The sequence below is a fragment of the Bacillus cereus group sp. N12 genome (assembly GCF_016483575.1).
Classification (GTDB): domain Bacteria; phylum Bacillota; class Bacilli; order Bacillales; family Bacillaceae_G; genus Bacillus_A; species Bacillus_A toyonensis.
In genome coordinates this window covers 33,998-53,556 of the sequence record NZ_JAEHBO010000022.1, presented here as the reverse complement: position 1 = coordinate 53,556, position 19,559 = coordinate 33,998, and the positions used below count along the sequence as shown (strand labels likewise).

The window sequence follows — 19,559 nt, the reverse complement described above, 5'->3', positions numbered from 1 at the left end:
ACCTACTCTTTTAGTACACCTTTATTTCGATAGTATACGTTCTCTAATCCAACGTTATACTTCATATTATTATCCGTCCACTCTGGTCCTAAATTCCCTGGCCATCCCGATGTATTCGCTACATATTTCAATAATGCAAAATCAGTCAAACCTCTTTGCACCCCGCGCTTATATCCCTTCACCAAATGCGGCATTGCAATTTGTGCATTTGTACGTGGGTCTTTCAACTCTTCATCAGTTAAATGATCTGGCGCAAGTCCACCACCACGGTGCAATTGAAACAATCCGAATGAAGTTCCGTTGTCTCCAATACTTCTTGGATTCAATCGACTTTCATGTTCGGCAATTGTAAGAGGTATCCATTCTGGAAGATTTACTTTCTTTGCTTCCTCTATAATAATTTGTTTCATCTGTTTTGCTTCTTCTGAATCAACATAGCTTGTCTCTTTCACTAGCTTATCCATTCCTTCAGACTTTCCTTGGAAATATAAATACACCCCAAGAACGACTAAAAATCCTACAAAGAATTTCTTCACTACCTCTACCTCTTTCTCCGCTGAAATTTGTCCCCTTTCAGCCTTCCCTTTACAATTACCTATGTTCTATCATTCTCTTACTCTTTTATCATAGCAAATAACTATACATATTATCATCATGCTTTAGGCCTATTTTGTGAAAAAACATTTGGTAAATACGTGCAAAAATGTAACTTTCATAGACTATAACTTATTTTTTGTATATAATTGTAAATTGAATTCTAAATATAAACTAGGAGAATAATAATATGAAAAAATGGCTATTACTCTTATTCAGTTTACTACTATTAATTCCTGTCCCTATTTCCGCACAAAAAACCGAAAAGTCGAAAGTCCTTATTTTATACAGTTCAAATGATGATCAAATTACAAGTGATATCCAAATACTTAATACACAAGTAGGACATTTCACTAATGATATAACAATTAAAAATATAAAACAGTTATCTGAAGTAACTGATAAATCTTCGTATACACACGTTATTTACATGGGTGAAAAACAAGAAAAACTTTCTACTGAAGCAAAAGAATTTCTAGAAAGCTTCCCCGGACCACTACTAATTTTAGGTCAAAACATAGAACAGTTATCTAATCGTTTTTCGTTCATCACACTTAAAAACGAAGATATAAACTCTGATAAAATTGAATATCCAACACGTAAGCTAAAGAATACATTAGAGGAAGAGAGATCAATTAAACAACTTGATACAAATGGAACAATTCTTGCCCATGCCTTAAGAGACAATAATACTTATCCATTAATTGTACAGCAAAACAATTCGTATTACGTTGCAACTTCCAACCTCTTTGATTGGATATCTTATTATATTGGCGAAAGCTTATTTTCTTATTTTCAACAAAAACCTGAAACTAATAAAAAATTAGCCTATTTACGCCTTGAGGATGTTCACCCAGCTGCAGATATAAATCAATTACAGGATATTGCCGACTTATTAAAGAAGAAAAAGATTCCTTACATGATAACTGTTATTCCTGTATATACAGATCCAAATACAGGTAAAACACTACATTTAAAAGATAAACCCGAACTAGTCGATCTTTTACGCTCTATGCAAGATGATGGCGCAGCAATTATTATGCATGGTTATACTCACCAATTTTATGACAGTGAAACTGGTGAAGGGTTTGAATTTTGGGACGTAAAAACTGATCAACCCATTCGTCAACCGAAGCATGAAAAGCCAAAAACAAAAGATAATTTCCCAAATATAGAGGCATATAACCAATATGTAAAAAAAGGTGAAGCATTTGAAGAAAAATATACGACAGATCATATTGAAAAAGGTATCCAAGAACTTGTAGATGCTAAACTATATCCTGTCGCATTTGAAGCACCTCATTACACAATGTCTCAAAAAGGTTATGAAATTTTATCAAAGTACTTTTCAACTTATGTAGGTCAGCTGCAGTTAAGTGATACAACTTGGAAATCCATGCACTCTCCAGCGTATAGAAGTACACCATCATTTCTACATGGAATGAAATTAATGCCTGAAACAGTTGGATTTATTGAAGAAGATAAACCACGAGCTATTGCCCAAATGAAAGAGCGTGCTTTATCTGTTGCTAAATTATCCGATGGAGTTATTGGTGCATTCTATCATCCTTACTTAGGTGTGAAACCATTAAAAGAAGTATTAAAAGATCTAGAGAGTATTCCAAACATAGAGTGGATTGATTTACAAAAAGAAACGAATGAAGTAAAAATGAAAGATATTCATATTACTACTAATAAAGACGGTATCCACGTTGAAAAACCAACTAGTGCAAATGACGTAATTGATTATATAAAACAATATGGATTCTTCCTTATACTTGGGTTCGTTATCATTGTCTTTCTATTATTATTAAGACGTGCGAAAAAATTAGAATCCTAATAAAAAACACTAAGCGAGCTGCTTGGTGTTTTTTAGGATTCAGTCAATCGATAAAAGCGAACTGTATTCTTATATATTTGTTCTGCAACTTTCTCTACTGGAATTTTTTTTATTACACTAACTTCTTCTAATACATCTTTAATCATACAAGGGTGTGTTATAGTATTCTCTTGAAATTCCCACGGTCCATCCGTTTCTACCATCATATATTCCAGTGGATAATACGAAACGATCTTTCTAATTTTCTCCTTATGTAAAACATCTGGTGTGATAGAAATATAATAACCATTCCTCACCATCCGTCCCATTGTCGCTTCATTTCCTTTAAACCAATGGAAGTGTGCACGTGAAATTTTATATTCTTCAAGTAAATCACATACAATATCAGCATCTTCATAAACTGCGTGTAATACAATGGGCAAATCATATTCACTAGCTAGTTCTATAAATCGTCTCAATATCGCCACGTATGAATCTATAGTAACCCCTTCATCTTCTTTCGTTAAATAATACGGCAAGCCCACTTCACCAATCGCAATGACTTCCTCAGCATGAGCTTCAATTAATTTGAATATGCGCTCACATTCTTCTTTATGAATCGGTTGCTCCGGATGAAATCCTATTGCTGGGTGTATGAAAGGGAATTTCTTTCCTAAAGATAAAGTTTCCTTACATGATTGATAATTCATAGATACCGCAATAAGCCCCTTTACCTCTTTACTATTTTCCAAATCTTTAAGTAATCTACTTTTCTCTTCATCCTTATATTGATCAACATGTATATGGCTATCAATCCACTTCATCTTTATTCCTCCATAAAAAAAACAAGAAAGGAACCCCCTTCTTGTTTTATCATCTATATTATTTAACAATTAAGTTTGTTATGATATCAAATAATCCAATACATACTACGGCAACAGTAAAGTAGCTACAGAAATCTTTAATTGGAAACCTCACTACTTCTTCTTTACGCATCCCATTTTTCTCCCTTCTTACTAAATCCCTAATTATTTTCATCTATTTGTATCTATTATGCAAAAAATATGACAAATTTACTATCGAATTAACTTACGTAAACCTTACAATGTTGTAAGGTTTATAAAAAGAGCCCCATCTACATACAGATGAGGGTTATTAAAAAGTAGTTGGTTTTTCATTCTTCCTTACATTACAAACAGAAAGTAATACATTAGACTTTCTACTTATACTATATTAAATTTACTATCTTTTAACTATCGAATTACATTACAGAAGGCTTACATGTTTGTAAGCTATGCGTAATGTAATTCGATAGTTTTCCATATCTATATTTCGTACAATACAGTTAGAAAGTAAGCCAAATAAGAAGAACGCTCATATAACCAAATTACATTGCTAGTAGCTACTCTTCTTATACCTTTCACTCATACTACTACAATGTACCCCCTTCCCCTTTATATAATAAAAAAAGCCTTAGCCCATATGGACTAAGGCTTTTTTATGAACCTAAAAATACCCCTACCTAGTATTTTGATTTTCGACAAAAAATAGGCAGGGGTATATTCCGCTATCTCATCGCTAAAAGTTTACTCTTCGCATTAATAGGAATATTTACAGCTTCAATTTCTTCAATTGACTCGCCGTATCGTCCTTTTGCGTACACTTTTAATGCTTCATCTCTCTTTAACATATGCTTAACAGTCTTCTTTATTTTTTGTTCTCTTCCACGTTCGTCAAATGCAATAAATTCATATTCATACCACTCATCACCAACATGCTGACCAATTGTATTCACAACCGTATAGTATTCTTTCGTCTTATAAAGCGGATTATATTTATCAATAACTGGTCCAAGTTTCGTAGGCAGTAACATTACTACTATCACTAGCATCGCTATTATAGTAGTGATCATTTTTTTCTTCACAATAAACATTCCTCCTCTGCAGGATATATATACATCCATTTTAAAAAGAAGCAATAAAATCTACTATTGAATCTCATTACATTACACTTACATTTTTGTAAGAATAAAAAAAGGTGAACGATTTTACTCGTTCACCTTTTAGCTCGCTTTAAAGCCCCCACCAAGCACATCACGCACATCATGAATAACAACGAAAGCATCTTCATCTACTCGGCTAATAACTTGCTTTAACTTAACAAGCTCTTGTTTATTAATAACAACATATAAAACTTCTTTATTTTTTCCAGTATATCCGCCGCGTCCTTCTAATACAGTGACACCGCGTGTCATGTTTTTCGTAATAGCCTCACGTATTAAATCTGGTTGATTTGAAATGATTGTAACAGCCGTTTTTGTATCCATTCCTTCTACAATGAAATCAATCACTTTCGCACCGATGAATACTGCAACAAGTGTGTACATCGCTTTTTCTTGTCCTATTATAAATACAGAACCAGCAATTACAACGATATCAATAATAAGTACGCCTTTACCAACGCTCCACCCTAAATATTGATTTGCTAACTGTGCTAAAATTGCCGATCCTCCTGATGTACCTCCAGCTTTGAACATACAGCCTAATCCGATACCTACAAACAAACCAGCAAATAAAGCTGCTAATAGCGTATCACTATTTACATGATACTCAATATGTTCTGTAACATATAAAAACAAGGATGTTTCTACAATTCCTAAAATCGTATAAACCATCGTTTTTTTATCAAAAAACTTATAACCAACAGCTAGTAAAACTGCATTTATAGCAAAGTTCACAATCCCTGGTGACCAATCAAATAAGTAGTACGTAACAACCGTTAAACCAATAATTCCACCTTCCGATAAACGGTTTGGAATTGCAAAGTAATTAATACCAATTGCGAATAATAATGAACCAATTGTAATTAGTGTTATTTCCTTTATACGTTGATTAACCATAATTCATACCCTCCCCCATTTGACATTGTATCACTATCTCCTAGAGGTTTAGAAGTGGTTTTTATTCCGCATTTTACCTCTTAAAGATCGAGATATTATGTTTAAACAAAGGGTTGATTAATTATTCATATTTTCTCTAACTGCACGAACAAATCGCTCCACATTCCCTTTCTGAAGATACCTAGCTCTAACCCTTTCATGATTACAAGTAAATTCAAAATATGGACAGAGATCTATGTCATCTATATGCAAATACGGATACTCTTCAAATATTGCAGGGTAGCCCGAAAATTTCCCGTAAAAAAGGAGACGTCTAGTAGTAGCAGCGAAAATCCCATGCCGGTAAGCTACGGTAAAATCATCCTTCTCAAATATCCCTACCACAACAGCTAAAATCTTTTCGTCATCCTCTACATATTTTTTCATACTCGATAAAAGTTCATTCATGCATATTCCTCCAAATTCTATTCATTGTTTTAACACTTGAAAAGAATCCATGGATTATTACAGACCGGTTTAACTCTTTTATAAAGTATGAAACGCGTTTCCTGTCAAAGACATTTCAAAAAATAATCCGTTATGCGATTATACACATAACGGATTAAGACTAAACTGTAGAGCGTTCCACAAGTTCATACGGAATCTCCACCTTTTCTTGTTTATAACTCTCGTTGCTCACTTGCCTATAAAACATTTCAAAAGCGTTTTTGCCTATCTCCTTTAAATTTTGATCAATCGTTGTCAACTGTAACACTTGTGAAATAGGTTGATTATCAAAACCAATAATCGCCAAATCCTCAGGAACTTGAATACCTAACTTTTCAACTTCTGTCATAATCCCAATCGCAACTTCATCTCCTGCTACTATTAACGCTTCTGGGAGGACCTGCATCTCCTTTAACTTATGAGCCGCTCTCACACCATCTTCTAATGTAAAACATTCTGTAAAAATCCACTCTTCATTAACTTCTTCATCTATGGATTGTAATTGATGTTTATAAACATCAAAACGTTTTTGACTACTCGGCCCTAACTTCCTTCCCGTACAATAACCAATTTTTTTATAACCTTTTTCAATAAGATAATTCATTCCTAACTGAAAGGCTGCCGAATGATTTGTATATACACTTGAGATATTTGAAATATCATTATCTTCACAAGCAATTATTGTGCCGTAAGAAGCATACGGTTCTATCGTTTCCCAATCATTCGCACGCGAGCAAATAATAAGGCCGTCCAATTGTTTTGTTTTTAGCATATGTAAACTTTTCATTTCTTCTTTTTTATTGTAATTCGTTTGGCAAAGTAACACCCTGTAATTATGAGCTAACGCCACCTCCATCATTCCACCTACCATCGCATCAAAACACGGATGATTAATGTAAGGTAAAATTACACCAACAATATTCGTCTTCCCTTTGGATAAATGAACAGCGTTTGCGTTTTGTGAGTAATTCAACTTCTCAACTATCTCAATAACCGCTTTCCTTTTTTCTTCACTTACATATGGGTGATCATTTAGCACCCTCGAAACGGTCGTAACTGAAACTCCGGCCATCTTTGCGATATCTTTAATATTAGCCATACACTCACCTCTCCTTTTAACTTAATGAATTCCATGAACATATGTCAAATCTTCTCATCATTACACTTTCATTCGTTTTTCTTACAAAAGTGTAATTTTCCTGTAAGCTAATTCGATAGTGACTCTTCCCAATATCTTATACAATTAAGTCAGAAACAGGGCAACAACTATTCGAAAAGGAGCGGATCAATATGATGAACAAAATGAAGAACAACAAATTTACGAATACAATGGGCATGGTATTGTCCGCTCTTATCGATGCAAAATCTGTTGCTTCTACATTAAACAAGTAAGGAGAGTGTATTATGAATAACATCACTTTTAACAAATTAGATTTTTTAGGACTAGCTAGCGGCTCTCTTCTTCTTACTGCTTTTATTTACGCTGCTACGCTTATATAAACTTTGTGTCCCCTTTCCCCTTTATATATAGAAAAAGACGACCGTCTATGCCCGGTCGTCTTTTTTACTTTTGTTTCGATTGCAAAGTTTCCTTTAGTTCTTCAAATTTTTCGTTTAATTGATCCGTCATCATTTTCATAGCCGTTTTTCGATCTATTTGTTCTCCGGCATCAATTTGAATCGGATCTCCAAAAACTAATTGCGCTTTTTTTCCTTTTATTAATTCTTTTACACTTGATGGACCAATATAAGCTGCCGGCACTAATGGAACGTTAGAACGCAGTGCAATCGTAACAGCCCCCGCTTTTAATGAAACGTCTTCTGTTGATCTCGTTCCACTTGGGAAAATCCCTACTACTTTTCCCTCTTTTAATAAACGCGATGGAATTTTTAATGTGCTCGGCCCTGGATTCGCACGATCTACCGGAAATGCATTTACATTTTTAAAGAACCAGTTTTTGAATTTCCCTTCAAATAATTCTTTTTTGGCCATGTAATGAATTTGGGTTGGATACATCCCAGTTGCTAACATTAAAACGTCCATAAAACTCGTATGTGTACACGCAACAACGTAAGGGCCGCCTTCTGGTAATTTCTCTCTCCCTTGTACTTCTACTTTCCCAGCCATTTTAAATATATATTTCAACGAAAATGTAATTGGTTTATACATTTGTTTCGTTCCTTTCTAAATATCCGAAGTATAATCATTTTCTTACAATGATTATAACACTAAGTTTTAGGAGTTGGTAATAAAAATAAGTATTTATTGTTAAATTTCAATTCTTACAAAAGTGTAATTTTCTTGTAAGCTAATTCGATAGTGACTCTCCCCAATATCTTATACAATTAATTCAGAAACAGGGCAACCATTTGAAAGGGAGCGGATCGATATGATGAACAAAATGAAGAACAACAAATTTACGAATACAATGGGCATGGTATTGTCCGCTCTTATCGATGCAAAATCTGTTGCTTCTACATTAAACAAGTAAGGAGAATATATTATGCAAAACATCACCTTTAACAAATTAGATTTTTTAGGACTAGCTAGCGGCTCTCTTCTTCTTACTGCTTTTATTTACGCTGCTACGCTTATATAAACTTTGTGTCCCCTTTCCCCTTTATATATAGAAAAAGACGACCGTCTATGTCCGGTCGTCTTTTTAAATTTTTCTTTCTTTTAACTCTTTTAAAAGCTGTATCAGTTCAGCTTGTTGTTTTACCTTCTTACGACCATTTCGATTAATTGCTGCAAGCTCGCACGCAACTCCGACGGCGAAGAAAAACAATAAACTTTCTAACATGTTAAATCCTCCAATTGCCTATTAAACCGCTTGGCGTAATTGCTCTTCTTGTAAAACTTGCTTATTTATATTTTCTTCTTTTCTCTGACAAACGTTATTGCGAATAAGTGCTGCAATAACAAGTAAAGTTCCTACAATATCAAACATTGTTATTTGATACCCTTGTATCATCATAATAATCAAAGTCGTAATGGGTACAAAATTAATAAATAAAATGCCGTTAATCGATGATAAGATTTTCACACCGTAATTCCAAGCGAGTAGCGCTATGATTCCTGGTAATGTCATCATAAATAACAAATCATACTTCACGATAGAAATCGTTCCCATATTTGGGACTGGAACATACCCAAGCACCGTAATCATTACAGTTATAATTCCTGTGACAGTCGTACCAAATACACACGTCAATGTAGAATAGCGTAATGTTGACCAATCGCTACACGTTTGACCACCCATCGTATAAATAACCCAACCTACAACACCAATAAATATAAACGCTAGTGAAAACATGTTATCTTTCAATGTTAAAAAGAAACTCATATCACCTTTCGTAATAACAAACACAGCTCCTACAAAAGCGATAATCATGCTCGTTATCATATATTTTTTCGGTTTTATATGCTTATATCCCCATAAAGTACAAATGGAAATCATCGGCATGAGTGCTTCCATAATGGAGGCTACCATTACACCTGATTTTCCCATTAACATTTGACCTAAAAATATGAGTACATTATATACAGTAAACGCCATCGTTCCAAAAAAGACGAGTAACTTTCCCCTTCCTTCTAAACGAAATGCCTGTTTTCCTTCTTTCATTAACAATAATATAATCAGTACTATCGCCACTGCTCCATAACGAATAAGTGAAAAATAAAATGGATCTATGTATTCTAGCGCATGATCAGCAACCGGAAACATCGCTCCCCATGACATACTTGCAATTAAACATGCCAAAGCTCCTATTACTATTTGACCTCTTCTCACCATAATCCCCCGCTTCTTTCTATTTGCACAAAGAGAATTGTAAAAGAAAAAACATATCACGTAAAACGATTCAAAATGATGTTAACTATCATTTATAATGATAGTTAACATCAAGGGGGAGCATACAATGGAATTACGAGACTTACAAATCTTCCAAAGCGTTGCCGATCGCGGTAGTGTAAGCGGCGCAGCAAAGGAATTAAATTATGTACAATCAAATGTAACCGCACGTATTAAACAATTAGAAAACGAGCTAAAAACACCGCTCTTTTACCGTCATAAACGAGGCATGACTTTAACAGCTGAAGGAAGAAAAATGCTCGTTTATGTTAATAAAATTTTGCAAGATGTTGAGGAGCTAAAACAAGTTTTTCTAGATAGTGAAACACCATCTGGTATATTAAAAATCGGTACAGTCGAAACAGTAAGTACATTGCCTACCATTTTGTCTTCTTACTATAAAAGCTATCCAAACGTTGATTTATCATTACAAGCTGGTCTAACTGAAGAACTTATTAGAGAAGTCCTTGACCATCAATTAGATGGCGCCTTTATATCAGGTCCTATTAAGCATCCACTAATTGAACAATACGATGTTAGTACAGAAAAATTAATGCTCGTGACACAAAATAAAGCTTTTCATATAGAAGAATTTACTACGACGCCCTTACTTGTTTTTAATCAAGGGTGTGGATACCGTTCCAAACTAGAACGATGGCTTAAAGATGAAGGTTTGCTACCAAAAAGAATTATGGAATTTAACATATTAGAAACAATATTAAATAGTGTAGCACTCGGTCTTGGGATTACACTCGTGCCCCAGTCCGCGGTACAACATCTTTCTACAGCAGGTAAAGTACACTGTCATCCGATTCCTGAGAAATACGGTAGTATTTCAACTGTTTTCATACGCCGCAAAGATAGCTACATGACCAATTCAATGCGTAGCTTTTTAAAAACAATTGAAGAGCATCATCACATCAATATGCTTTAAAAGACATTCTTACACGAATGTCTTTTTTTCTTACAAAAGTGTAAGTCTCCCGTAAGATAATTCGTTAGTTGTAGTTCATCATTTTCCCTATAATTAAGACATAAAGCAGGGCAACAACAATTCGAAAAGGAGCGGATACGCATGATGAACAAAATGAAATCAAACAATTTTTTTAACACAATGGGCATGGTGCTATCCGCACTTGTCGATGCAAAAGCAGTTGCAACTACATTAAACAAATAAGGAGAGATTATAATGAACAACATTACTTTCAACAAATCAGACTTTATCGGACTTGCAAGTGGAGCGACTCTTCTTACAGCTTTCATTTACACACTTGCTCAAAGTCTTATTTAACAATTCGTTTCCCCAAACCCCTTTATATATAGAAAAAGCTGCTCGTCTTATAGACAAGCAGCTTTTTAGTTTGTTTCATATATAATTTGGCCTGTTTTCATAATATCGTATCCGCCAATCGCTTTTAACTCATTATGAAATTCTTCCGATTGCAGAATGTCTTTCATAACTTCAATAAGTTCTTCATTGTCTTTATTCTTCAAAATTACTAAATCATACTGTTCTTTCATTATCGGAATAAAGTCTACATTTACAATTTGCGAAACCTTTTCCGACCCTACCCCAACATCAGCTTTTCCGTTCGCAACTTGCGTGGCAACACCAAGATGACTCGATTCTTCCCATTCATATCCACTAATATGTTCTTTATTTAACTTTTGAATTCGTAATTGTTCATCCACTAGCACCCTAATACCAGAGCCTTTTTCTCGATTTACAAATTTTATAGAGGACCCGGATATGTCAGCCCATGTCTTTATTTTCTTTGGGTTTCCTTTTTGAACATAAAACCCCACATTTCTTGCCAATAAATTGATCATAATACATGGTTGTCCAACTAAAATACGTTTTACGTAAGGAACATTATATGTACCCGTTTCACCATCAAATAAGTGTAAACTAACTACACTTCCTTCTCCTTGGTACATCTTCACTAAACTTGTTAAACTACCTTGATACGCTCTTAATACATTAGAATTTAGCAATCGATTTTCTATACGTTTTGCCAACATATCTAACGTTAGTTCTTGCCCGCTAATGATGCATGTATTCAAGATACTACCATCGTCATTCTTTACAGAAGTAACTTGTATCTTTCCTGTTTTCATTTGCTTTATATATTGTTCTAAATCCGCTGTATCAATGCGCATCTGTCTACCAACTCTATAAGAAGGAAGTTCTCCTTTTTTAATTAAGTCGTATACAGTTAGTTTTGATACTTTTAATCGCTTCGCTACTTCTTCCGTTGTGTAGGAATGATGATCCATAGACGATTCCTCACTTTCTTCCTTCATTGTAACAAAGAAAAGAATATTTCTCCTATTTTTTAAAAACAACCATATTGTTCAAATTATATTCAATTATAACTAATTATAATTAATTATATTTAGTTATAATTAATTATGTCAAAACGAAAGGGGATTTTTTTATGAACAAATTCACATTACGATCTATTGGGGCACTTATACTTTCTTTCCTTCTTATATTTAGTGCTGCTTGTACAAGCGGGGAAAAGAAAGAGAAGTCAGTTGCTAAAGAGGGAAAAACAGTCGAACTGACTATATCAGCTGCTACAAGCTTACAAGATGCATTAAAAGAAATTGAAAAACAATATAAAGAGAAAAAGCCTAATATTAAACTTTCTTTTAACTTCGGTGCTTCTGGTGCACTTCAACAACAAATCGAACAAGGTGCGCCTGCTGATTTATTCTTCTCTGCAGCAGAAGATAAATTCCAAACACTTGTTAAAAAAGGATTCATTAATGAAAAAGAAGGAAAAAACCTTCTTGGAAATGAACTAGTTCTAGTCGTCCCAAAAGATAGCTCTCTTACAAAAATTCAAGATTTAAAAGGTGAGAAAATCAAAAAAATCGCACTTGGTACACCTGAATCTGTACCCGCTGGGAAATATGCAAAGGCTTCTCTCACACATGAAAATCTTTGGAATGACATTCAAAATAAAATCGTATTTACAAAAGATGTTCGCCAAGTGTTAACATATGTAGAAACAGGTAATGTCGATGCTGGTATTGTATACAAAACAGATGCTCTCATTTCAGACAAAGTAAAAATTGGCGAGACGGCAGCAGCTACTTCTCATGAGCCAATCCACTATCCTTTAGGCGTTATAAAAGAATCGAAGCATAAGAAAGAGGCGACTTTATTTTATGAATATTTGCAGTCAACAGATGCACAATCTATCTTTAAGAAATATGGATTTACAGTCCTATCATAATTGCCATGAACTTTGATGATATTTTGTCACCTGTCTTTTTATCTTTACGAGTAGCTGCATACGCCACCATTATCGTCACAATTTTAGGAACGATTATCGGTCGGTCACTAGCACGCTCCTCATGGAGATATAAAGTAATACTAGAAACTATTTTCTTATTACCAATGGTACTTCCGCCAACTGTAATCGGCTTTTTTCTCATTATTATTTTTGGAAATAACAGCCCCATTGGAAAGTGGATAGAATCGTTATTTCAGCAGTCCATTATGTTCACATCTACTGCTGCTATCATTGCTTCTACAGTTGTCGCATTTCCGCTCATGTATCAATCAGCAAAAACAGGATTTTCGATCGCAAATGTACAAATTGAAGAGGGCGCTCGCGATCTCGGCGCCAGTGAATATCAAGTTTTTCTACACGTTACACTACCGCTTGCATTTCCTGCATTACTAAGCGGTATGATCTTAAGCTTTGTTCGTGCACTAGGAGAATTTGGTGCTACACTCATGTTTGCTGGGAATATTCCTGGCAAAACACAGACAATCCCAACAGCAATTTATATGGCCATTGATGCAAGTAATATGCAACTCGCTTGGACACTTGTAATTATCACTATCAGTATGTCACTCATATTTCTCCTATGTATTCAGCTCATTAATAAAAGAATTACTAATTCTTAAAGCAGCTTTCGACAAAAGCTGCTTTTTTATTTCTTAGGAAATAAAAAATACTATATAAAGTGACTGAATTTTACCTTTTATTTAAATATACATTCTATTTGAATTTACTTTCTAAAATAGGCAATTTCCTGTTATTATATGGAGGTGTTTGAAAAAATGAAGAAATGAAAACGCATTTATATCGTGAATTCTTCATCCTGTTTTAGCTATCGGTAATCTTCTACTCTATTAGTGGGGCATTACCGATCGTTAGAACGATATGTAATTATATTGGTATATCAAACCGAAGGGAGTCTTGTAATGGACATTTTATTAGCGCTTCTTCCTGCAATTGCATGGGGAAACATCTTATTAGTAAGCGTAAAAATGGGCGGTGGTGCATATAGCCAAACGGTAGGTATGACAATCGGTGCTCTATTCTTCGCAACAGTTATGTATGTATTTACTCAACCAGCTTTAACAATGACAATCTTGATTGTTGGTTTTATTTCAGGTTTATTCTGGGCTTTAGGACAAGTAAACCAATTAAAAACAGTTGAAAAGTTAGGTGTTTCTACTACTGTAACGATTTCTACTGGTATGCAACTTGTTGCAACTTCTATCTTTGGAGTTATCGCTTTCCGCGAGTGGACTACTACAACAACGATCATTATGGGAACGATTGCAATCCTATTAATCGTAGTTGGTGTTGTATTCACATCATTAGATGATAAAGAAAATGCACAGCCACCAGGACAATTGAAAAAAGGACTTCTTACTCTAATTGTTTCTACTTTCGGCTATCTTGTATATGTAATTATTATTCGTTGGTATAACATTGATGGTTGGTCTGCTATTTTACCACAAGCAGTTGGTATGTTTGTCGGTGCGGTTGTACTGACATCTAAACATAAGCCATTTAACAAATATGCAATTCGTAATGCTTTATCTGGTTTACTTTGGGGAACAGGAAACTTATTCTTACTTCTTTCATTACCACGTGTCGGAGTAGCGACAAGCTTCCCATTATCTCAAACTGGAATCGTTATCTCAACATTCGGTGCGATTGTCTTCTTAGGTGAAAAGAAAACAAAACGTCAATTGATCTTTATTGCACTAGGTAGTGTTTTAATTATCGGCGGCGCTGTATTACTTGGTCTAACAAAAGCATAAACTTATATTCTATTAAAAACCCCTGAGGCATATGTGTCCCAGGGGTTTTTTCGATTTTAATTATTTTCTAAATATAATTATTTACACGCACTTGTCCTTTATAGTTCTTCTTCCACTCTAGCAAACCAGCTACACATATAAAGAGATTAATAACAGCTAGTATTAGCATGACATATAAACCAGTGGAAATATAAATTACAATGCTAACTACGTTATACAAAATCCATAAATGCCAGTTCTCTAAGATTTTTCGACTTAGCATAAATTGAGCTACTAATCCTAATACAGCATTTAAAGCGTCTAAATATGGACTTGTTGATTCTAAATAACGGACTTGATAATAGCCCCAACCAACCCAAGCAACTAAAATAAAAATTATATAAAAGGTCCACCCCTTTAAATCTAAATGAACAGTTGCTTTTACCTCTTCTTCCCCACTACGTGCAATCCAATAATACCAACCATATACATTAAATATAAATTGAAAGACTGCTAATACTGCCATTGCATATAAACCTTGTATAATGAAAATATACAGAAATAACGTAACGGTAATCATACCAAATAAAAAGTTGGATACTTTTTCTTTTGCTAATAACCAAACATTAACAATCCCCATAACCGATGCGAAAATTTCAATATAACTCGATTGAATGTAAAATCCAACCAATACGCAAATAATACTAGAAATGAGTAAAAAAAGTGGACTTCTAACCATATTTATCTCTCCCCAGATGTGTAATAAATTCCATATCACCAGTATAAGGAACTCCTCTTATTTTTATCATGAATTCCCTTATTCAAAAACCCCCTCATTATCTATTCCATATACGGTAAGTCTTTTCTTTTTACAAAATTCTCTTAAAAATGGTATCGTTTTTTATAACATATCTCTACTAGAAGGGAATAAAGGATATGCTTACTAAACATCGAATTTTATTTATTGGTGCCGGTCGTATGGCAGAAGCTATCTTCTCCGGGTTACTTAAAACGAGTAAAGAATATATCGAAGAAATTATCGTTTCCAACCGAAGCAACATAGAAAAACTAGAACAATTACAAGGGCGATATAATGTGTCCATCACTACAGACTGGAAGCAGCATATTACATCCGTTGATACGATTGTTTTAGCAATGCCACCAGCTGCACATGAACAGTTATTACAGGAGTTATCTCCTCTTCTAACTGAGCAATTCGTTGTGACCGTTGCTGCCGGGATTGGACCATCTTATTTAGAAAAAAGGCTTCCTAAAGGGACACCTGTTGCCTGGATTATGCCAAATACAGCTGCCGAAATCGGAAAGTCCATCTCCTTATATACGACGGGACATTCCGTAGGTGAAACGCATCAAGAAACGCTACAACTCCTTTTAAAAGGTATTGGTACCTCACAGTTTTGTACTGAAGAGGAAGTTCATCAACTTACCGCCATTACTGGTAGTGCACCTGCTTTTCTCTATCACTTTGCTGAAGGTTTAATTGAAGCGACGAAAAACTATGGAATTGATGAGAAAACGGCAAACCACCTTGTCATTCAAATGATTGCTGGTTCTGCCGCTATGCTCCAACAAAACGAAGATCCAGCTATGCTCCGAGAACAAGTAACAACACCAGGAGGTTCAACTGCTGAAGGCTTAAAAGTTCTATATGAAAATAATTTTTCAGAAGTCATTCAACAAGCAGTTGAAGCAACAAATAAAAAAGCTAGGGGGAAATAATATGAATTTAACAAGTTTAAAAGACTATACAACATTACATAATGGTGTAAAAATGCCTTGGTTCGGTTTAGGTGTGTTTAAAGTAGAGGACGGATCAGAAGTAATTGATTCTGTAAAAGCAGCTATTAAAAACGGATACCGCAGCATCGATACTGCAGCAATCTATCAAAATGAAGAAGGCGTTGGTCAAGCAATTCGCGAATCTGGTATTCCTCGTGAAGAGCTATTTATCACTTCAAAAGTATGGAATAGCGATCAAGGTTATGAAACAACACTTCAAGCATTTGAAACTACATTAGAGAAATTAGGCCTAGAATATTTAGATTTATATTTAGTACATTGGCCTGTAAAAGAGAAATATACTGAATCATGGAAAGCGTTAGAAAAGCTTTATAAAGATGGTCGCGTTCGTGCTATCGGTGTGAGTAATTTCCACATTCACCACTTACAAGACGTATTTGAAATTGCTGAAATTAAGCCAATGGTCAACCAAGTGGAATACCACCCTCGTTTAGCACAAGAAGAATTACATGCTTTCTGTAAAGAACATAACATCCAGCTCGAGGCTTGGTCACCATTAATGCAAGGGCAACTACTGGATCATCCAACATTACAAGAAATTGCGACAAAATATAGTAAATCAACTGCACAAGTTATTTTACGCTGGGATTTACAAAATGAAGTTGTAACGATTCCTAAATCAATTAAAGAGCACCGCATTATTGAAAATGCAAACATCTTCGATTTTGAATTAAGATCGGATGATATGAAAGCAATTCAAGCTTTGAATGAAAATCATCGCGTCGGTCCAGATCCAGATAACTTTAACTTCTAGTAGAAAAACCACTGCCATGTGCAGTGGTTTTTTTCACTTTAAAAAAACTGAAAATTTAAACTATATTCCATTTGATTGACACTTCATTATCCAAGGTGTAAGATTTTGAATTATCAAAGAAACACAAAAATTAATAAAATTTATTCGTTTACTCATTGTATCAAGAGAGGTGGAGGGACTGGCCCTTTGAAACCTCGGCAGCAGGTTCATTTTGAATACTGTGCCACTTCCTGCAAGCTTTATGCTTGAAAGATAGAATGAGGGACTTCGTTTATATACGGGTACATAACTTGTATGTGAAAATCCCTCTTTCTCAATCAGAAAAGAGGGATTTTTTATTTTTCATTTCCCTCATCATCATCCAATCTTATTAATTATTTAGGAGGAAAATCGAATGAAAAAGAAGTTTGTACCCGGTATCGCATCAGTTGTAGGAGTAAGTATTTTATTAACTGGTTGCGGTAGTTATAAAAACGAAGCTAGCGGAGCAAATGCAAAAGACGAGGCACCTAGTAAACAGGTTTTAAACTTATCTTCACCTTCTGAAATACGAACAATGGATACAGCTCGTGCTACAGATACTGATTCCGGTCAAGTAATGAGAAACGTATTTGAAGGTTTGTATAATCTTGGTGAAGGTAACAAACCTGTCCCTGGCGTTGCAAAATCCCATGAAGTAAGTGGCGATAAAACGAAGTACACATTCCACCTGCGAGATTCAAAATGGTCAAACGGTACTCCTGTTACAGCGAAAGATTTCGTCTTCGCTTGGCAAAGAGCTGTTGACCCAGCAACAGCCTCTGAATATGCATTTTTATTCTTTGATATTAAAAACGCAAAACAAATTAACAACAAAGAGCTTCCAGCCGATCAACTTGGTGTAAAAGCAGTTGATGACCATACGTTTGAGGTAGAATTAGAGCGTCCTGTTCCGTACTTTATTAGCTTAACGGCGTTCCCAACATTTCTACCAATTAGCGAGGAATTCTTTAAAACACAAGGTGATAAGTACGCTTTAGAAGATAATACAATTTTGTATAACGGAGCTTTTACACTAAGTGATTGGAAGCATGAACAAAGCTTTAAATTTAAGAAAAACCCTACCTACTGGGATAAAGATACTGTCAAAATCGAAGAAATCAATTTCAACATCGTAAAAGAAAAATCAACAGAAGTAAATTTATTCGAATCTAAACAATTAGACCGTATAAAACTAACATCTGACTTCGTTGATAAATATAAAAAGGATGCTAATTTTAAAGAACGTCCGAACGTAGGGGTACAATTTTTACGTATGAATCAACAAAACAAAGTACTTCAAAACGTTTCTGCACGCCAAGCAATTGATCAAACGATTGATCGAAAGTCCTTTGTCAATACGTTATTAAATGATGGCTCTACACCAACCTTTGGTCTTGTGCCAAAAAACTTTGCAAAAGGTCCTGATGGAAAAGACTTCCGTGCTACAAACGGCGATTTAACAAAAGTTGATACGAAATCTGCACAAGAATTATGGAAAAAAGCAAAAAAAGAACTAGGTTCTGAAAAGATAACATTAGAATTATTAACAAGTGACGGTGACCTTGAGAAGAAGACTGGTGAGTTTCTAAAAGGTCAATTAGAAAAGAATTTAGAGGGCTTAACAGTAAATATAAAACCGCAACCACGTAAACAACAAGTTTCACTCTTATTAAAAGGTGACTACGAAATCGGAATTGATGGTTGGAGCCCTGACTTTGCTGATCCAATTACATTCCTTGAATTGTTTACAACGAATAACCCTTACAACTTAGATCATTACTCTAATAAAGAGTTCGACGAAGCAATTGAAAAGGTGAAAACTACTTTAGCTGGTGATGAAAAAGCCCGCTTTGATGCATTACTAGCATCAGAGAAAATATTATTTAAAGACTCTGTTATTGCTCCTCTTTACCAAAAAGGCGAATCTTATTTAGAGAAATCTTATGTGAAAGGCATTGTACAAGTAGACTTTGCAGGTCAATTAAACTTCAAATGGGCAAAAATTGAAAAATAAAGTGAAACTTTAAACAACGTATTTCCACCAACTCCCATTGTTTTTTTGACAAAATATATTAAAAGTAGATTCCTTAATATGAGTGAATCTACTTTTTTGATATATTATTCCAAGAAATTAACACTTTGTTTTTATTATTGACATATAGTTCTTTCTGGTGTTAATATTCTAAATAATCAAAGAAACGAAATATTTAACCATCAAAATATAATGTCTACTACGTTGAAACATATAACGATAC

General features: G+C 34.5%; 22 protein-coding genes and 1 riboswitch. Of the genes, 11 read left to right on the top strand and 11 right to left on the bottom strand.

Annotation, left to right across the window (positions count from 1 at the left end):
• Window positions 1–2 precede the first annotated feature (2 nt).
• Window positions 3–536, bottom strand: coding sequence for a transglycosylase SLT domain-containing protein (locus JDS92_RS13200; RefSeq protein WP_000713241.1), 534 nt, complete (start codon window positions 534–536; stop codon window positions 3–5).
• Between the two features lie 248 nt (window positions 537–784).
• On the opposite strand from JDS92_RS13200, the gene JDS92_RS13195 reads away from it, so the two are divergent.
• Window positions 785–2,434 (top strand): DUF2334 domain-containing protein, encoded by a 1,650-nt coding sequence (locus JDS92_RS13195; RefSeq protein ID WP_199632026.1) that lies wholly within the window; start codon window positions 785–787, stop codon window positions 2,432–2,434.
• 32 nt (window positions 2,435–2,466) lie between these two features.
• On the opposite strand, the gene JDS92_RS13190 is transcribed toward JDS92_RS13195, so the two are convergent.
• The 5 genes from JDS92_RS13190 to JDS92_RS13170 form a co-directional block, all read right to left on the bottom strand.
• The gene (locus JDS92_RS13190; protein ID WP_098711802.1) at window positions 2,467–3,237 is read right to left on the bottom strand and encodes a TatD family hydrolase; all 771 of its coding nucleotides are present in this window, start codon (window positions 3,235–3,237) and stop codon (window positions 2,467–2,469) included.
• A gap of 743 nt (window positions 3,238–3,980) precedes the next feature.
• Window positions 3,981–4,337, bottom strand: coding sequence for a YxeA family protein (locus JDS92_RS13185; protein ID WP_000728436.1), 357 nt, complete (start codon window positions 4,335–4,337; stop codon window positions 3,981–3,983).
• Window positions 4,338–4,475: 138 nt separating this feature from the next.
• Window positions 4,476–5,312: a YitT family protein gene (locus JDS92_RS13180; RefSeq protein WP_199632025.1), complete on the bottom strand. Its 837-nt coding sequence runs from the start codon at window positions 5,310–5,312 to the stop codon at window positions 4,476–4,478.
• A gap of 117 nt (window positions 5,313–5,429) precedes the next feature.
• The gene (locus tag JDS92_RS13175; RefSeq protein ID WP_098711803.1) at window positions 5,430–5,759 is read right to left on the bottom strand and encodes a PH domain-containing protein; all 330 of its coding nucleotides are present in this window, start codon (window positions 5,757–5,759) and stop codon (window positions 5,430–5,432) included.
• A gap of 160 nt (window positions 5,760–5,919) precedes the next feature.
• Window positions 5,920–6,897 (bottom strand): LacI family DNA-binding transcriptional regulator, encoded by a 978-nt coding sequence (locus JDS92_RS13170; RefSeq protein WP_001273894.1) that lies wholly within the window; start codon window positions 6,895–6,897, stop codon window positions 5,920–5,922.
• Window positions 6,898–7,202: 305 nt separating this feature from the next.
• On the opposite strand from JDS92_RS13170, the gene JDS92_RS13165 reads away from it, so the two are divergent.
• Window positions 7,203–7,298: a DUF3948 family protein gene (locus tag JDS92_RS13165; protein ID WP_001060006.1), complete on the top strand. Its 96-nt coding sequence runs from the start codon at window positions 7,203–7,205 to the stop codon at window positions 7,296–7,298.
• A gap of 64 nt (window positions 7,299–7,362) precedes the next feature.
• Here the strand turns inward: JDS92_RS13165 and JDS92_RS13160 are convergent, their stop codons facing one another.
• The gene (locus JDS92_RS13160) at window positions 7,363–7,968 is read right to left on the bottom strand and encodes a lysophospholipid acyltransferase family protein (protein WP_000277795.1); all 606 of its coding nucleotides are present in this window, start codon (window positions 7,966–7,968) and stop codon (window positions 7,363–7,365) included.
• 334 nt (window positions 7,969–8,302) lie between these two features.
• Here JDS92_RS13160 and JDS92_RS13155 point away from each other — a divergent pair, with 334 nt between their 5' ends.
• Window positions 8,303–8,398 carry a DUF3948 family protein gene (locus JDS92_RS13155; protein WP_001179702.1) on the top strand — a complete coding sequence of 32 codons (96 nt, stop codon included), beginning with the start codon at window positions 8,303–8,305 and terminating at the stop codon, window positions 8,396–8,398.
• A 63-nt stretch (window positions 8,399–8,461) separates the two neighbouring features.
• On the opposite strand, the gene JDS92_RS13150 is transcribed toward JDS92_RS13155, so the two are convergent.
• Together JDS92_RS13150 and JDS92_RS13145 are read right to left on the bottom strand one after the other, a co-directional pair.
• Entirely contained in the window at window positions 8,462–8,602 is a 141-nt protein-coding gene (locus tag JDS92_RS13150; RefSeq protein WP_000894071.1) for a YrzO family protein, read from the bottom strand.
• Window positions 8,603–8,623: 21 nt separating this feature from the next.
• The gene (locus JDS92_RS13145; protein WP_098711736.1) at window positions 8,624–9,592 is read right to left on the bottom strand and encodes a DMT family transporter; all 969 of its coding nucleotides are present in this window, start codon (window positions 9,590–9,592) and stop codon (window positions 8,624–8,626) included.
• Between the two features lie 127 nt (window positions 9,593–9,719).
• Between JDS92_RS13145 and JDS92_RS13140 the strand changes: the two genes are divergently transcribed.
• Both JDS92_RS13140 and JDS92_RS13135 read left to right on the top strand, forming a co-directional pair.
• Window positions 9,720–10,586, top strand: coding sequence for a LysR family transcriptional regulator (locus JDS92_RS13140; RefSeq protein ID WP_000423063.1), 867 nt, complete (start codon window positions 9,720–9,722; stop codon window positions 10,584–10,586).
• A 255-nt stretch (window positions 10,587–10,841) separates the two neighbouring features.
• Entirely contained in the window at window positions 10,842–10,943 is a 102-nt protein-coding gene (locus JDS92_RS13135) for a DUF3948 family protein (RefSeq protein ID WP_001060019.1), read from the top strand.
• Between the two features lie 65 nt (window positions 10,944–11,008).
• Here JDS92_RS13135 and JDS92_RS13130 read toward each other — a convergent pair whose 3' ends face one another.
• Window positions 11,009–11,956 carry a substrate-binding domain-containing protein gene (locus tag JDS92_RS13130; protein WP_199632024.1) on the bottom strand — a complete coding sequence of 316 codons (948 nt, stop codon included), beginning with the start codon at window positions 11,954–11,956 and terminating at the stop codon, window positions 11,009–11,011.
• A gap of 134 nt (window positions 11,957–12,090) precedes the next feature.
• Between JDS92_RS13130 and modA the strand changes: the two genes are divergently transcribed.
• From modA to JDS92_RS13115, 3 genes are all read left to right on the top strand, one after another.
• Entirely contained in the window at window positions 12,091–12,897 is an 807-nt protein-coding gene (modA, locus tag JDS92_RS13125) for a molybdate ABC transporter substrate-binding protein (RefSeq protein WP_199632023.1), read from the top strand.
• A gap of 5 nt (window positions 12,898–12,902) precedes the next feature.
• On the top strand, window positions 12,903–13,577 hold the full coding sequence (modB, locus tag JDS92_RS13120) for a molybdate ABC transporter permease subunit (RefSeq protein ID WP_002059169.1): 675 nt from the start codon (window positions 12,903–12,905) through the stop codon (window positions 13,575–13,577).
• Window positions 13,578–13,877: 300 nt separating this feature from the next.
• Window positions 13,878–14,729: a GRP family sugar transporter gene (locus JDS92_RS13115; RefSeq protein WP_000353551.1), complete on the top strand. Its 852-nt coding sequence runs from the start codon at window positions 13,878–13,880 to the stop codon at window positions 14,727–14,729.
• A 67-nt stretch (window positions 14,730–14,796) separates the two neighbouring features.
• Here the strand turns inward: JDS92_RS13115 and pnuC are convergent, their stop codons facing one another.
• Window positions 14,797–15,447, bottom strand: coding sequence for a nicotinamide riboside transporter PnuC (pnuC, locus tag JDS92_RS13110; RefSeq protein ID WP_199632022.1), 651 nt, complete (start codon window positions 15,445–15,447; stop codon window positions 14,797–14,799).
• Between the two features lie 197 nt (window positions 15,448–15,644).
• On the opposite strand from pnuC, the gene proC reads away from it, so the two are divergent.
• From proC to JDS92_RS13095, 3 genes are all read left to right on the top strand, one after another.
• On the top strand, window positions 15,645–16,448 hold the full coding sequence (proC, locus tag JDS92_RS13105; protein ID WP_199632021.1) for a pyrroline-5-carboxylate reductase: 804 nt from the start codon (window positions 15,645–15,647) through the stop codon (window positions 16,446–16,448).
• 1 nt (window position 16,449) lies between these two features.
• Entirely contained in the window at window positions 16,450–17,283 is an 834-nt protein-coding gene (locus JDS92_RS13100; RefSeq protein WP_199632020.1) for an aldo/keto reductase, read from the top strand.
• Between the two features lie 154 nt (window positions 17,284–17,437).
• A riboswitch (SAM riboswitch) is annotated at window positions 17,438–17,542 on the top strand.
• Between the two features lie 135 nt (window positions 17,543–17,677).
• Window positions 17,678–19,318, top strand: coding sequence for a peptide ABC transporter substrate-binding protein (locus JDS92_RS13095; RefSeq protein WP_000726441.1), 1,641 nt, complete (start codon window positions 17,678–17,680; stop codon window positions 19,316–19,318).
• The last annotated feature ends 241 nt before the right edge of the window (window positions 19,319–19,559 follow it).

Coding starts and splice junctions, on each gene's coding strand:
- modA (WP_199632023.1), top strand. CDS start 12,091: ATGAACAAATTCACATTACGATCTATTGGGGCACTTATACTTTCTTTC.
- JDS92_RS13195 (WP_199632026.1), top strand. CDS start 785: ATGAAAAAATGGCTATTACTCTTATTCAGTTTACTACTATTAATTCCT.
- JDS92_RS13130 (WP_199632024.1), bottom strand. CDS start 11,956: ATGAAGGAAGAAAGTGAGGAATCGTCTATGGATCATCATTCCTACACA.
- modB (WP_002059169.1), top strand. CDS start 12,903: ATGAACTTTGATGATATTTTGTCACCTGTCTTTTTATCTTTACGAGTA.
- JDS92_RS13140 (WP_000423063.1), top strand. CDS start 9,720: ATGGAATTACGAGACTTACAAATCTTCCAAAGCGTTGCCGATCGCGGT.
- JDS92_RS13180 (WP_199632025.1), bottom strand. CDS start 5,312: ATGGTTAATCAACGTATAAAGGAAATAACACTAATTACAATTGGTTCA.
- JDS92_RS13190 (WP_098711802.1), bottom strand. CDS start 3,237: ATGAAGTGGATTGATAGCCATATACATGTTGATCAATATAAGGATGAA.
- JDS92_RS13135 (WP_001060019.1), top strand. CDS start 10,842: ATGAACAACATTACTTTCAACAAATCAGACTTTATCGGACTTGCAAGT.
- JDS92_RS13115 (WP_000353551.1), top strand. CDS start 13,878: ATGGACATTTTATTAGCGCTTCTTCCTGCAATTGCATGGGGAAACATC.
- JDS92_RS13100 (WP_199632020.1), top strand. CDS start 16,450: ATGAATTTAACAAGTTTAAAAGACTATACAACATTACATAATGGTGTA.
- JDS92_RS13165 (WP_001060006.1), top strand. CDS start 7,203: ATGAATAACATCACTTTTAACAAATTAGATTTTTTAGGACTAGCTAGC.
- JDS92_RS13160 (WP_000277795.1), bottom strand. CDS start 7,968: ATGTATAAACCAATTACATTTTCGTTGAAATATATATTTAAAATGGCT.
- JDS92_RS13170 (WP_001273894.1), bottom strand. CDS start 6,897: ATGGCTAATATTAAAGATATCGCAAAGATGGCCGGAGTTTCAGTTACG.
- pnuC (WP_199632022.1), bottom strand. CDS start 15,447: ATGGTTAGAAGTCCACTTTTTTTACTCATTTCTAGTATTATTTGCGTA.
- JDS92_RS13155 (WP_001179702.1), top strand. CDS start 8,303: ATGCAAAACATCACCTTTAACAAATTAGATTTTTTAGGACTAGCTAGC.
- proC (WP_199632021.1), top strand. CDS start 15,645: ATGCTTACTAAACATCGAATTTTATTTATTGGTGCCGGTCGTATGGCA.
- JDS92_RS13095 (WP_000726441.1), top strand. CDS start 17,678: ATGAAAAAGAAGTTTGTACCCGGTATCGCATCAGTTGTAGGAGTAAGT.
- JDS92_RS13150 (WP_000894071.1), bottom strand. CDS start 8,602: ATGTTAGAAAGTTTATTGTTTTTCTTCGCCGTCGGAGTTGCGTGCGAG.
- JDS92_RS13175 (WP_098711803.1), bottom strand. CDS start 5,759: ATGAATGAACTTTTATCGAGTATGAAAAAATATGTAGAGGATGACGAA.